General features: G+C 35.1%; 15 protein-coding genes. 8 read left to right on the forward strand and 7 right to left on the reverse strand.

Annotation, left to right across the window (positions count from 1 at the left end; translation table 11 throughout):
- Nucleotides 1-366 precede the first annotated feature (366 nt).
- The 4 genes from DCE79_RS14750 to DCE79_RS14765 all read right to left on the reverse strand — a co-directional run bounded on the left by DCE79_RS14750 (nucleotide 367) and on the right by DCE79_RS14765 (nucleotide 3,428).
- Nucleotides 367-1,533 (reverse strand): hypothetical protein, encoded by a 1,167-nt coding sequence (locus DCE79_RS14750; protein WP_108713756.1) that lies wholly within the window; start codon nucleotides 1,531-1,533, stop codon nucleotides 367-369.
- A 14-nt stretch (nucleotides 1,534-1,547) separates the two neighbouring features.
- Nucleotides 1,548-2,228: a hypothetical protein gene (locus DCE79_RS14755; protein ID WP_234417277.1), complete on the reverse strand. Its 681-nt coding sequence runs from the start codon at nucleotides 2,226-2,228 to the stop codon at nucleotides 1,548-1,550.
- A 140-nt stretch (nucleotides 2,229-2,368) separates the two neighbouring features.
- On the reverse strand, nucleotides 2,369-3,058 hold the full coding sequence (locus DCE79_RS14760) for an ABC transporter ATP-binding protein (protein ID WP_108713758.1): 690 nt from the start codon (nucleotides 3,056-3,058) through the stop codon (nucleotides 2,369-2,371).
- The gene (locus DCE79_RS14765; protein ID WP_108713759.1) at nucleotides 3,051-3,428 is read right to left on the reverse strand and encodes a GntR family transcriptional regulator; all 378 of its coding nucleotides are present in this window, start codon (nucleotides 3,426-3,428) and stop codon (nucleotides 3,051-3,053) included. The genes DCE79_RS14760 and DCE79_RS14765 overlap by 8 nt, the downstream gene beginning before the upstream one ends.
- A gap of 368 nt (nucleotides 3,429-3,796) precedes the next feature.
- Between DCE79_RS14765 and DCE79_RS14770 the strand changes: the two genes are divergently transcribed.
- The gene (locus tag DCE79_RS14770; protein WP_369916785.1) at nucleotides 3,797-4,156 is read left to right on the forward strand and encodes a CotD family spore coat protein; all 360 of its coding nucleotides are present in this window, start codon (nucleotides 3,797-3,799) and stop codon (nucleotides 4,154-4,156) included.
- 99 nt (nucleotides 4,157-4,255) lie between these two features.
- Here the strand turns inward: DCE79_RS14770 and DCE79_RS14775 are convergent, their stop codons facing one another.
- Together DCE79_RS14775 and DCE79_RS14780 are read right to left on the reverse strand one after the other, a co-directional pair.
- A complete protein-coding gene (locus DCE79_RS14775) occupies nucleotides 4,256-4,867 on the reverse strand; it encodes a hypothetical protein (RefSeq protein WP_159083116.1) in 612 nt (203 codons plus the stop codon).
- Between the two features lie 496 nt (nucleotides 4,868-5,363).
- Nucleotides 5,364-5,666, reverse strand: a complete 303-nt coding sequence (locus DCE79_RS14780) for an excinuclease (protein ID WP_108713761.1) — start codon at nucleotides 5,664-5,666, stop codon at nucleotides 5,364-5,366.
- Nucleotides 5,667-5,931: 265 nt separating this feature from the next.
- On the opposite strand from DCE79_RS14780, the gene DCE79_RS14785 reads away from it, so the two are divergent.
- The 6 genes from DCE79_RS14785 to DCE79_RS14810 all read left to right on the forward strand — a co-directional run bounded on the left by DCE79_RS14785 (nucleotide 5,932) and on the right by DCE79_RS14810 (nucleotide 10,382).
- Nucleotides 5,932-6,582, forward strand: coding sequence for a nitrous oxide reductase accessory protein NosL (locus DCE79_RS14785; protein WP_108713762.1), 651 nt, complete (start codon nucleotides 5,932-5,934; stop codon nucleotides 6,580-6,582).
- Between the two features lie 63 nt (nucleotides 6,583-6,645).
- The gene (locus DCE79_RS14790) at nucleotides 6,646-7,923 is read left to right on the forward strand and encodes a right-handed parallel beta-helix repeat-containing protein (RefSeq protein ID WP_159083117.1); all 1,278 of its coding nucleotides are present in this window, start codon (nucleotides 6,646-6,648) and stop codon (nucleotides 7,921-7,923) included.
- Entirely contained in the window at nucleotides 7,920-8,378 is a 459-nt protein-coding gene (locus tag DCE79_RS14795) for a nitrous oxide reductase accessory protein NosL (RefSeq protein ID WP_108713764.1), read from the forward strand. Before DCE79_RS14790 ends, DCE79_RS14795 begins: the two co-directional genes overlap by 4 nt.
- Before the next feature lie 8 nt (nucleotides 8,379-8,386).
- Entirely contained in the window at nucleotides 8,387-9,187 is an 801-nt protein-coding gene (locus DCE79_RS14800) for an ABC transporter permease (protein ID WP_108714509.1), read from the forward strand.
- Nucleotides 9,184-9,870: an ABC transporter ATP-binding protein gene (locus DCE79_RS14805; RefSeq protein WP_108713765.1), complete on the forward strand. Its 687-nt coding sequence runs from the start codon at nucleotides 9,184-9,186 to the stop codon at nucleotides 9,868-9,870. Before DCE79_RS14800 ends, DCE79_RS14805 begins: the two co-directional genes overlap by 4 nt.
- Nucleotides 9,867-10,382 carry a peroxiredoxin family protein gene (locus DCE79_RS14810; protein ID WP_108713766.1) on the forward strand — a complete coding sequence of 172 codons (516 nt, stop codon included), beginning with the start codon at nucleotides 9,867-9,869 and terminating at the stop codon, nucleotides 10,380-10,382. Before DCE79_RS14805 ends, DCE79_RS14810 begins: the two co-directional genes overlap by 4 nt.
- 117 nt (nucleotides 10,383-10,499) lie before the next feature.
- On the opposite strand, the gene DCE79_RS14815 is transcribed toward DCE79_RS14810, so the two are convergent.
- Entirely contained in the window at nucleotides 10,500-11,561 is a 1,062-nt protein-coding gene (locus DCE79_RS14815) for a permease (RefSeq protein WP_108713767.1), read from the reverse strand.
- A gap of 164 nt (nucleotides 11,562-11,725) precedes the next feature.
- Here DCE79_RS14815 and selD point away from each other — a divergent pair, with 164 nt between their 5' ends.
- Complete coding sequence (selD, locus tag DCE79_RS14820) at nucleotides 11,726-12,775, forward strand: selenide, water dikinase SelD (RefSeq protein ID WP_108713768.1); 1,050 nt, start codon at nucleotides 11,726-11,728, stop codon at nucleotides 12,773-12,775.
- The last annotated feature ends 100 nt before the right edge of the window (nucleotides 12,776-12,875 follow it).

Consider the following 12,875-nt stretch of genomic DNA (forward strand, 5'->3'; position numbering starts at 1 on the left):
ATGCATCAAATAGAGAAGGCCGTCGAAATCTATTAAATATAAAAAGCTAAAACTCTATTCCTAAAGTTTTAGCTTTCACAATTAAATATATTGATAAAACAAGCCATCAAACGGAGCGTAGAGTTGCTATCAACCAAACTACTGAATGGTCGATTTATTTAAGGCACTCCGTTATTTGTCTTTTTGGGTATTGAAAAATATCAAACCATATAAACCCACAGTCACTATCACTAAAATAGTAAGAAAATTATGGATATAATATTTTCCATGTACCAAAATCGTTAACATTAATAGTAAGCTAACTAAAGTAATAACGGACAAAATAAAATTCTCCATTTTCAAATCCTTTTAGCTGATTGTTAGCTATCATTCACTCTTTTCATAGATAGAATTTACGGAAATATGGTAATTTTGGGTATCTGCATTTTTTGGAATAAGCCCGCTATATACTAATTTCCCTTCTTCAATAGCTATAATTTGTAGTAAATAACCCTTTTCGACTTCGTTCATAGTATACAATTTACCATTCATTGCTTGAGCAAAATTTAAAGTTTTTTCTAATGTTTTGAATGGCATAGGTAAAGAAACTGGTTCAAGCCATTGTTGCTGCGCGATATTATATCGGTAAAGTACCATATCTGTATCTTCTATATTCGAAATGACAAAATAGCCATTGTCTACAATGCCACTTTGGATATTACCAACAATGCCTGTAGGTAAGTCAATTGGCATCAATTCATTTGTTTCGATATTTAATACGTTGTGCTGCTGAGAAATGTATTTGTGTTCCTCTACCTTAGTATCATACGTATTAATTGTATAAACGGCATACTTTTCTTGAGCTAAATTATAATAGTCATTATAAAATCCAATACTCTTCCTAGTAATTTCATCATCGCTCGTGCTATTTAAAATGGTATCACTTAGAAGTTGCTGTTTATTCAAATCAATCTGAACAAGATGCATTTCCTGAATCCCGTTATGTTGCACATTGGTTGTTATCAGCTTTAACTCATTATTAACAACAGCGACATTGTTAATTGAATTCCAGTCAAAATTCTTATTTAGCTCAAGTTGGACAGGAAACTCATCAGACGTATTATCTTTTTTGTTCAAAACATCGATGATATAAGTAATTTTGTCATCTTTTCCTAAACTCAAAATTTGATCTGGCTCCTTAACATAAATGAGTTGTGCTTCATCTTCATAGAAATTATTTACATTATATGCTTTCCCGCGCATGAAACTTTTATGATTATCAACTAGCTTTTGGAATTTAAAAGGTACTTGCTGGTAAAATGAACGTTCTACTTTAGTAGTCTTATCCTTTGAGAAAAGAACTGTACTATAGTCATAGTTATTATAGTAATTTGCCTCGATTACAAGCGGATCCAGGTATTTTTCATCGCCAGAAATTTTTTCAAAAGAAAAGTCAGACTCTAACTTTGTAGCGTTTGCCACTTGTATATAGTGGACGCTTATTGTAGCGACGATAACGAGCCCCATTACTAGTAATTGCCAATATTTTTTCATCAATTTTCCCTCCTCTATACGTTAATTTTCCGTTTTAATAAGTGGTCGGCCATGAAAATGGCTGCGGCAAACGTTAAAAAACTGCATACAATTGTCATCATGATGATTTCCTTTTCGTAAAAATAATTAATATTGCTTTCAATAATAAACGGAGTGATTATAACCGCAACTGAAACGGCGATATAGAACGCTGCAAGGAAAATGCCTTTTAAATGGTAGCTTCGTTCAAATAAAATGGCTGTGAAAACAACTGCTACAATTGTAATCCCTAGCCCGTAGATGAGTACAAATTGTAAAGGAGTTTTTGGATACAACCATGTTAAAATTTCATAAGAATAAATAGCTATTACGTCATGATTGACTCGTAGTTGCTCGGGTACAATCCACTGAATAATTTGTTGCGCAACTTCAAGTAACACAACCTGCACACCAACTAAACAAAGGACAAAGAGTAAAATGGCCGTCAGCTTTGCGAAGTATACATTACGTCGTTCAGTTGGTAGCATTAATAAACGGTAGATAAAGGATGACTTCCCAAACCAATCACGGTACCAAATGAAAAATACGTAAATGACTAACACGGTTGCAGCAAATATTACCGAAATTTGGAAGAATCCTGTATTTAGAAAATTGTGTAATGAATATCCACTGTATTGATGTATATATTCACTTTCTGTAAGCTTTTGTTGTCGCATCAATATTTTCATATTATCCAAAAAGGCGTTTGAAGAAATGATGACCCCTATAATTTGCGTTATTACGACAGCAGAAATAAGAAAAACAAAAATTTTCAAAAAGCGCCTAACCTCAAAATTGACAAGTTTCAAATAATTATTCACCCTATATACACCTCCCTCATGACATCAACGACTGATTTTCCTTCCACTTCACGTACATGTTCCACATCCATTTCCTGTAAAACCGTACCATTTCCAATAAGAACAGCCTTATCGATTAAATGCTCAATATCGTTGATTTCGTGTGTTGTAATAATCACGCCACGATTTTCGATTAAATGACTTGTAAAGACTTCAGCAATTTGCTCACGTGAGAACATGTCGATGCCAGAAAATGGTTCATCCATCAGAATGTAGTCCACATCAAGTGCTAAACCAAGCAGTAGGTTGACCTTTGCTGCATTTCCTTTTGACAGGCTCGAAATTTTTTCATTCGGCGCAAGCTTAAAAAATTTAAGAAGCTCAGTTGCACGTTGTTCATTCCACGTTTTATAAAAGTCATCCATAAATTCAAATGCTTCAGCGATCGTATAGCTTGGTAACATCGTTAAACGATCTGGAATGTACGTAATTTTATCGTAAGCATCTTTGTTTATTTTTTGGCCGTCTATTAAAATCTCACCACTATCAATCGGCGTCAGTGCCATAATCGACTTCATAATGGTCGTTTTCCCTGCACCATTAATCCCGATTAAACACGTAATTTGCCCTTTTTCAGCGGTGAAGCTCATATCTTTTAACACTTGTTTTCTTTTGTATTTTTTAAAGACATTTTTCACTTCAATCACGTCGCTCATCCTCCTCATACTTTTTTTGCACGAGCTCGATTACTTCTGGTAATGGCGCATTAATTGATTTGATCGAGCTTATAAAAACTTGCACTGCTTCACTAATTAATTCTTCGCGTACACTTTTTAAGACCGCTTCATCTTTCGTAATACAACTCGGCATATTTCCCTCTGTATAAATCAATTGCTGCTCCTCCATTTCCTTATAAGCACGTTGTACCGTATTCGGGTTGATTTTGAGCTGATTTGCCAGCTCTCGTCTTGATGGGATTACATGTCCCGGCGCAAAAAAACCTTTCGCAATTTGTTCCTTAAAATGACGAATGACCTGCACATAGACAGGATCACGGTTATTAAATTTTACATCCACTCTTTTTCAACTCCTTTCCTGTATTAATGAGTTAGTACACAATATGCAAAAAATAATTCGCGTATTAATCACTTAATACACTATGCATAAAAAAATGTATTAAGCACTTCATACACCGTTTAGTGTATTATGCACTTAATACATTTTGGTTGTCAACAAATTTTTGGAAATTATATTCATTTCACTTCCAGTTTGGGTCATATAAAATTTATACCCTGGATAAACGTCTATTAGAAAAATCATCTACGATAAAAATATGGTGTAATTCATCAGATTATGTTGTGCAATATTAGGCATGTAAATAGTTCTTCTAGGTTCCCTTACATAAGTTAGAATAGAAACACTACTACTAAGAACGGAGGACGCAAATGGTTAATAGAAATTGGTTTAACTCATTTGATGGGAACCGCGGTCAAAATCCTATGAACTTTGCCCAGGAACTCCCAATGCAAACAGCCCCTACTCAATTCGGGCAGCCCCAAGTATCACCAACGCAACAATTTGTTCAAAGAAATGTTACAAACACAGTCGTACCACACTACCATCCATCGCATTTAACTACAGTTAATCAACAGCATATTAATAATCAGCATTATTTTCCACATACTCAGTCCGTAGTAAATGAATGCTACGAAACGAATACAATGTGTGAAACACCCTTTAGACCAAACGTAAGTGGAAGCAGACATGGATCTGGTTGTGGCTGTTCAAAACGCAGAGGCTGGTAATACTTCGCTCGCAATGCACAAATGATTCATCTTGAGCAATTTGAATACAAATAAACGCAAAAGCTGATTTTAGCTTTTGCGTTTCCATTTGTATCGCTATTACTTAGCGTATTTGTTAATGAGGTTCTTTTGAATGGCTAATAGTTGTTTTCGTTCTACACTTTGAGAATTTGTCAGCTGTGCGATTCCTTGTAATAACGCGGAACTAATATCACGTAATTCTTTTAATTGATTATTTACAGTATCATTATTTAGCTTATTCATTTTTTCAAGCTCTGAATTTAAGTTTTTACTATTCGTCAATAAATCCGTTGCGTTATTTAATTGCTTTTGAGCATGTTCATTTGATGTTGAAGCTTGTTGCACTAACAATGACGTTTCCTGATTTACCATTGTAGAAACTTTATCAAATTCTTCTCTAATTTTTTCAACAACGCTTTCATGTGTTGTCACCGATTGCTCATAATGTGATTCTGTTACATTTTTCAAATCATTCATATAATCTTCAATATTACGCGTATGATTTACCAGGTCTTGCTGGTTTTGTGTAATAGCATCTTGTAAAGCAGATAACTCATTTGGCATCATATTTTGGATAGAAATTAGTTCTTCAGTAAATTGAACGATTGCTTGAATTTCTTTAATCGCTAAAATCGAAACACTCTCGATAACTTTATTGCCTTCATCTACTTTTTCCTCTAGCGCCATCATTTGCTTCGCTGAATTTTCCTGCCCCGAAGTAAGCAATGTTTGAAGATTGCCAAGTGAACCCCCAATCCCTGCAAATAGAATTTCTAAGCCTTTACTTTACTAAGGTAAATTATACAAATTAACATAGACAAAATATGTCCATCCAAATATAATCTTTCTTATAAAATAATGTAATATCCTTAATCATTAATAACCATACAATTCCAAATGATACCACAACTTTAATACTATAGAACGTTATCGACAATAATGCATAAAAAACATGCAAAACCTATATTTATGGTTCCATTTTAATACCTGCACTAGGTGTAAAAACAATTCCGACTTTTCACTAGAATTCATCTAATTTCAACTTTCACAACTTAAAGCTAAAAAAAGTCGTGTACCTCGTCTTTCAACGAGATGCACGACTTTTCTACTTTGCATGAATGTTTATTTACAAAAAATGAGGCTTCCCAGCATTAGAATGGTGAGAGAACCTCTATTACTTTTTATTTTATCCTTCAACATAATTCGCTTCTAAACCGCGAGCAATTTCCATTGTTTTATCTAAAATAGCTGGATGTGAAATGGCAACATAGATTTCACCCTCGAAAAAACGAAATGGAATTTGTACATTTTCCACTTGCCACATGAAAAAGTGACCTTTAATCTTCATATGCACACCGTCCTTGCTCGAACCAAATGAATCATTGTACTCGAAATCTGATTTTGCTTTAAAGAAGTTTTGGCATTCCTCTAAGCTTAACGTTGGATTTCCCTCTTTATCAAGACGTGTAATTTTATAGCGTGTATTCATCAAAAAACTCCTTCAAAATTCGAATATCGCTTTATTATAATTGGTTGGAGGTGTTTAGGCAAAAGATGTAGAATCGAATTTATTCCCTTATACCCAACGACTATTTGAATAAATGAAAAAGAATTGGATAAACCAATTCTATAAGCTAATGATTGACCTTATTAAATTAAATTCCAACGTCAATAAATTATCATACTTACTTCATATTTATTTCACATTCAAGAAGTAATATACTCATAAACTCATCAAATATGGAGGATTACTTATGAAAAAAGTATTATTTGCAGTACCTCTCGCTTTAGCTTTATATGCCTGTGGTAATGAAAAAGTTACCGAAACAGATAAGCAAGAAGCTGAACAACATGTAGCCGACCAACAAGAGAAAGCTTCAAAAACTGCAGAAAAAGTCTGGGTAGTAGATGCGCGGCTGCAAGAACCAACTGAGGAAACCGAATGCTCTATGTGTAATATGAAAGTGTATACAAAAGATCATGAACTTGGAGTATTTGCTGCACAAGCTGTTAAAGCAGATGGATCCGTTGTATTTTACGACGACATCGGTTGTTTATTGAATGATGAGTATGTCCATAATATTCAAAACGAGAAATTTGTTCGCGATTATAACACATTAAATTGGTTCAATGTAGAAGATGCCATTGTTGTAAAAACGGATTTAAAATCGCCTATGAACTGGGGTTATATTTTCTTTAAATATCAGGATGGTGCGGATGCATACATTGCTGAACATAAAGTGGCTACCATTACCCCATTAGACCAAGTTCGAAAAGAAGGCATCGAACGCCATAAGAAAAAGCATGAAAAAAGTCATAACCACTCAAGCGAAGAAAATCATTCTGAATCCGATATGGACATGAATATGGGAGAAGACAACTCATCAGAGGATAGTCATGAATAAGATATGAAAATCAAACACATATGGTATGTATGGCCCTTATTTTTGTGCATAGCCTTATTCGCGTTGCCTTTTCAAGCATTTGCACATAATCATCATGAGGAGGCACCAATCCCTTCACAAAAACCCCACATCAAAACTGGTGAGAAAAGTGCTTTACAGAAACTAATCGATGCGACAGAACCTGGGGGCACGCTTGTTTTAGAGAAACGTTCCTACCGAGGTTCTATTTCCATTTCAAAGCCCATCACCATTAAAGGGGTTGAAGGAACGCGTATTGCTTCTTTAAAAACAGCATTAACAATCACGAATACTGAAAATGTGGTCATTGAAAACGTAGTGTTACAGGCAGAAGATGTAGGCATTGTTGCAACGGATATTAATAAACTCACATTAAAAAACATTAAGATTGAACAAGGGACTGCTGGTATTCAAATCTCTAACGGTACGGATATAACGTTTGACAATATAGCGATTTCCGGGCAGGATGGCCATTTTTCAACAAAAGGACACGCTATTGCCATTTTTAATTCTGCTAATTTTCAAGCAACAGGGTGTGATATTTCTAGTGTAATGGACGGTTTTTATATAGAGCACGTGGATAATATTTCGCTTACGGAGAATCGAATTACAGATGGCCGCTATGCTGTTCATATGATGTACAGCGACAATGTGACATTAGAGCATAATGATGTAAAAGCCAATATGACAGGATTTATGATTATGGTTGCGAATCATGTTTCGATTATGAATAATATGGTTGAAAAAAATAACTCACTTAATAGTTTAGGTGTATACACGTATGACGTAGAAAAAGTAGATTTCAGTAACAATGCGTTAAATGAAAATACAGTTGCGATGTCTATTGAAAACACACGTAAAATGGTGATTAAAAATAATTCTTTTTCAGCAAATGGCACAGTGATACAAGCAAAACGTTCCGGTACATTAAGTATTCAAGATAATGAGTTTTACGGCAACATCTTATCGGTAAGAACGGATAATGAAGGTGTTACGCTACACCATAATTACTATGATGACTATACAGGCAAGGATTATGATGGCGACGGTATAGGTGATACCCACTATATTGCAACGAATTCCTTTGGCCAATGGATGGTGCGAAAGCCTGTTTATCAATACTTTATTGAATCTCCAAGCGTTGTAACGTTAAATATGATGGATACAGAAGTTATAGATAGTAATTCGCTTGTTATCATTGATGATCAGCCTATTGTGATGAAAAAAACTATGAACACTAACTTTTCAATGAATGGATGGCAGTTCATCGGTAGTATCGTTGTACTGCTTGTCATGATTATAGTAAGGAGAAAATTAATATGAAATCATTAAAATGGAGCGGCCTCCTCTTCATTATTTGTCTATTAGGGGCGTGCGGCGACAAAACCTATGAACCCCGAGCAATTAATCCAGAAACGGATGTATGCTACATCTGTAATATGAGTGTAACAAGCGTTGATTTTGCAGCACAAGCTGTATTAAAAAATAGTGATATTGTCGTTTTTGACGACTTAGGCTGTTTAATGGACTATATCAAACAAAATGGAGAAGAAGAAATTGGGGCTGCGTATATTCGAGATACGTCTTCTACAAAATGGCTGAATATTAAAGATGCAAGCTATGTTTATTCTAAAGATTATTGGACACCGATGAATTACGGCGTACTTGCTTTCGCATCGACAGAGGAAGCAGAGCAATATACGAAAGAACAACCAGGTGAAATTATACCGTATGATAAATTATTAACTTTTAATTGGGGAGTTCATGAACACGAATGAGTACCCAAATGATCTTACTCGAATGTAAGCAGCTATTACGTAGTCGCTGGATACAAATTGTAACGGTTCTTTTTGCAATTATATTTACAGCGATTTTAATGATTCAACATTTAGCACTTCCAGATACAAACGGCTTTACACGTCAAACAGCATCATTATTAAATATATTATTATTTTTACTACCGTTATTTATGCTAACCATTGGTAGTATGAATATTGCTAGTGATAAAGAATCCGGCTGGCTCGGCTTGTTAAGAACTTATCCACTTAAAATGGGAAGCTATGTCGTTACGAAATATATGGCATTATGTCTTGTCTTTGCAGGAATTATCCTATTTGTTTTTGCTGTTGCCTTTTTAGTCGGTAGCTTCTTTGGTGGTATAAAATTGCCGTTATTTGCAATAGGCATTACCCTGCTAATATTATTTATATTTAATGCCGTAAGTGTACTTGTTGGGAGCATAGCAAAAAGCCGATTACATGCACTTGCAATAGGTTTAGGAGTTTGGTCTGTTGTAAGCTTGCTGTGGTCTTATATGGTCATGGCTATCGGTACAATGACGTCAGAAAATTTTTTACAAAAGATTGTCATTTTATCGATTCATATCAATCCACTTGAATGGATTCGCTATGGTTATTTTTTTTTTTCTGAACAAACGGCTGTTTTAGGTCCAGCCTTTTATGGTGTGTCGAAATTCTACGCATCGCCACTAGGCTTTTTGTTCTTTATCATTATTTCAGGTTTATGGATAGCCTTTTCATTAGTGAGTGCAACAGTGATGTTAAAGATAAGAGGTAAACGCGTATGACAGTACAACTTCAAAATGTAACAAAATCATTTAAAGCGGGTCGTGGCATCTTTGATGTAAGCTTTGACTTAAAACCAGGACATATTACAGCATTAGTCGGTTCAAATGGTGCAGGGAAAAGTACGATTATTAATATTTTAACGAACTTATTAAAACCAGATAGTGGTCAAATCATACGAGAAACTCAGGATGTACGCTATATGCCAGATGATATTGATTTTCCTGATACGTTAACAGCGGAGGAAATTATTCGATTTCTTGGGGGTTTGAAAAAAGAATCTCCTATAAGACAAAGTGATTTATTAGAAAAAGTGGGTTTACTGGAAGCGAAAAAATTAAAGGTAGGTCAATTTTCTAAAGGCATGCGCCAGCGTTTAAATTTAGCGCAAAGCTTGATGGGAGATAGTACGCTTTATATTTTAGATGAACCAACAAATGGCCTCGACCCTTATTGGATTGCTAATTTAAAGAGGATGTTAGAAGAAGAACGTGCGAATAATCAAATTGTACTATTCTCTACTCACCTTTTGAGCTTTGCTGAAGAAATCGCCGATCAAGTGATTTTGATTCATCACGGACGCATTTTAGCTACGGGTGGAATCAAACAATTGTTACAAGAAGGAAATTGTACAACACTTGAACAGTTATGGCTTCAAATGACGAAACAAGAGCTTAGCTTATGAAGAAGTGGTTAACTGGAATATTGGTCGTGGTTGTTGTGATTTTTGTAGGTTTCGAATTAATGGATACGTTTCAGGAATCAAAGGATCGCGAGCCTATTCGTACAATGCAAGCGACAGATTTCTCTTTACCAACCCTTACAGGCAAAGAAATGTCACTTTCATCTGTACAAGGAAAAGTTGTTATTTTAAACTTTTGGGCATCTTGGTGTGAACCATGTAACATTGAAATGCCTCATTTACAGTCTTTCTATGAAAAATATCAAACGGATGTGGAGATTTTAGCGATCAATGTCACAAGTAAGGATAGCGAAGTAGCTGTAAAAAAATTCGTCGATCAATATGATTTAACCTTCCCTATTTTGCTAGACGCATCAGGTGATATTAGTACGATGTATGGAGCTTTTTCCATTCCGATGACCATTATCTTGAATCGAAACGGCGAAATAGAGCAAGAAATAGTAGGACCAGTGGAAGAAGAGCTATTGGAGAAATATATACAACCATCTTTATAAAAAAACCTATCTTGCATTTTGTATGCAAGATAGGTTTTTTAGAAATATTAATGATAAATGTTTGCACCGGGTGCACACACATTGTAATAATACTCGATCTATATACTTGTATGAAAACTATAAGAATAGCATTCCAACAAGTCCACTAACGATTCCGAGTAACACAACCGAAGAAATTACGAAAAATAGCACTTTCTTAGGGAATGATTTTGCCACTAACAATAATGATGGAAGACTGATTGCAGGTAATGTAATTAACAGTGCTGCTGCAGGGCCGCCACCAAGACCTAATGACATAAATGTTTGGATAATTGGAATCTCAGCAGCAGTAGGAATAACGAAAAGCATACCAACTATCGCAAAAATAATAATTCCCACTAGACCGGTTGCAGTTGTTTCACCTAATTGAGGGAATAGCCAAACACGGGCTGCACCTAAAAGTAAAACAGATAAAATGTAAGTAGGAACTATATAAAGAAGCATACTTCCTATAGTTTTTAACCATCTAGATAAAAAATTACCAGTAGATTCTTCGTCTTTTATTATTTGATCAATGTCAAAAGAAGTATCATTTTTAACAAAACGATTGGCTAAGTAACTTACACCAAAAGTTAAAATAAGGCCAAATACTAAACGAATCAATGTGAATTTCCATGATAAAACAAATGTCATAAAGACAAGCGTCGCAGGATTAATGATAGGATTCCCAATCCAAAAGGCTAAAGCTGCTCCAACTGAGACATTTTTTTTACGAAGACCTACGACTAAAGGTGCAGCACAACAAGTACACATCATGCCAGGTATAGCAGCAAGTCCGGCAATGGCAGTACTACCAAATGTTGTTTTCCCTAGCATTTTAAGAAGCCATTGAGTTGGTAATAATACTTGTATTAAAGAACCAAGCAGTATACCAAGTACAGCTGCCTTCCAAACAGATAAGAAATAAACTTTTGCATAATCCCAAGCTGATTCCCAGGAAAAAGTTATATTTGAAAGGTCTCCTAATATAGAAGAGCCAATAGAGTGTGTATCAGCAGCTACGATTCCCTTTTGATAATAAGGTAACCATTTAACATAAAGTAATCCAGCAGCAGCGATTAATAAAAATAAAGCAATAAACCAGAACGTCTTTCTCTTTGTAGAGCGCTCCGGATGAAGTGTAGTTTTAAAGTCCGACATGGTAACCTCCTAAATAATAAATAATTTTCAAAGACATAATATTATATCATAAAAATACTGTTTTTTTACAAAAGTTTATTTAACCTTTTAAGAACCGTGAATATCATTTATTACTATAAAGTTTTATAATAAAAAATAACGCATAGAAAGGTAGTTGTTTTAATATGACAAATTCAAATAATATAAAACTTACATCATTATCATCAAAAGGAGGTTGTGGGTGTAAAATTGGTCCTGCAGACTTGACAGAAGTTTTACGAAATTTACCACCTGCTTCTCCAAACCCAGATTTATTAGTAGGTTTAGATACTAGTGATGATGCAGGTGTTTATCGTTTAAGTGATGACTTAGCAATAGTTCAAACCGTAGATTTCTTCACACCAATTGTGGACGATCCTTATTCTTTCGGACAAGTTGCTGCAGCAAATGCTATCAGTGATATTTATGCGATGGGCGGAAAACCGTTAACTGCACTAAATATTGTTGCTTTTCCAATAGCAACATTGGACAAGCAAATTTTAACGGATATCTTACGTGGTGCAGGAGATAAGTTAAAAGAAGCAGGAGTTACTCTTGTTGGTGGCCACTCAATTGATGATAAAGAACCAAAATTTGGTCTTGCTGTTACCGGTACTATTCATCCTGATAAGATTCGTACAAACGCAGGTGCAAAACCTGGAGATAAACTTATTTTGACTAAACCAATTGGTGTAGGTATTTTAACTACATCCATTAAACGTGATTTTTTAACAGAGAAAGAAATTGCACAATTGACAAAGGTAATGACAACATTAAATAAAACAGCCTCTGAAACGGCGGATTCCTACGATGTCCATGCTTGTACGGATGTGACTGGTTTTGGTTTACTTGGACATGCTTCAGAGATGGCCAAAGGAAGCCATACAGGACTTCGAATCTATAGTAGCCAAGTACCGGTACTACCTAGGGTTAGAGAGATAGCTGAAAAAGGTGCTATTCCTGGTGGTACAAAAAATAATTATAACCACCTTAAAGGAGACGTTACCTTCCCTGAAACAATGGACCAGATCGATCAATGGATATTATGCGATGCGGTTACATCAGGCGGACTTTTGATCTCAGTTGCAGGTGAAGAAGCGAATAGCTTGTTATCCGATTTACAAAAGGCTGGGGTAGAAGCGGCAATAATTGGAGAAGTAACAGAAGAGAATTCAGGACATATTTTCGTAGTTTAATTTATCGATGTAAAACTAAATCGGCTAATTTGCCGATTTTTTTAATCGAACTTTCAAAGAAACTTTAACGTTTTTTTACACATGCAAAAGAGGTGGAAAC

It is taken from the genome of Lysinibacillus sp. 2017, assembly GCF_003073375.1.
Taxonomy (GTDB): Bacteria; Bacillota; Bacilli; order Bacillales_A; family Planococcaceae; genus Solibacillus.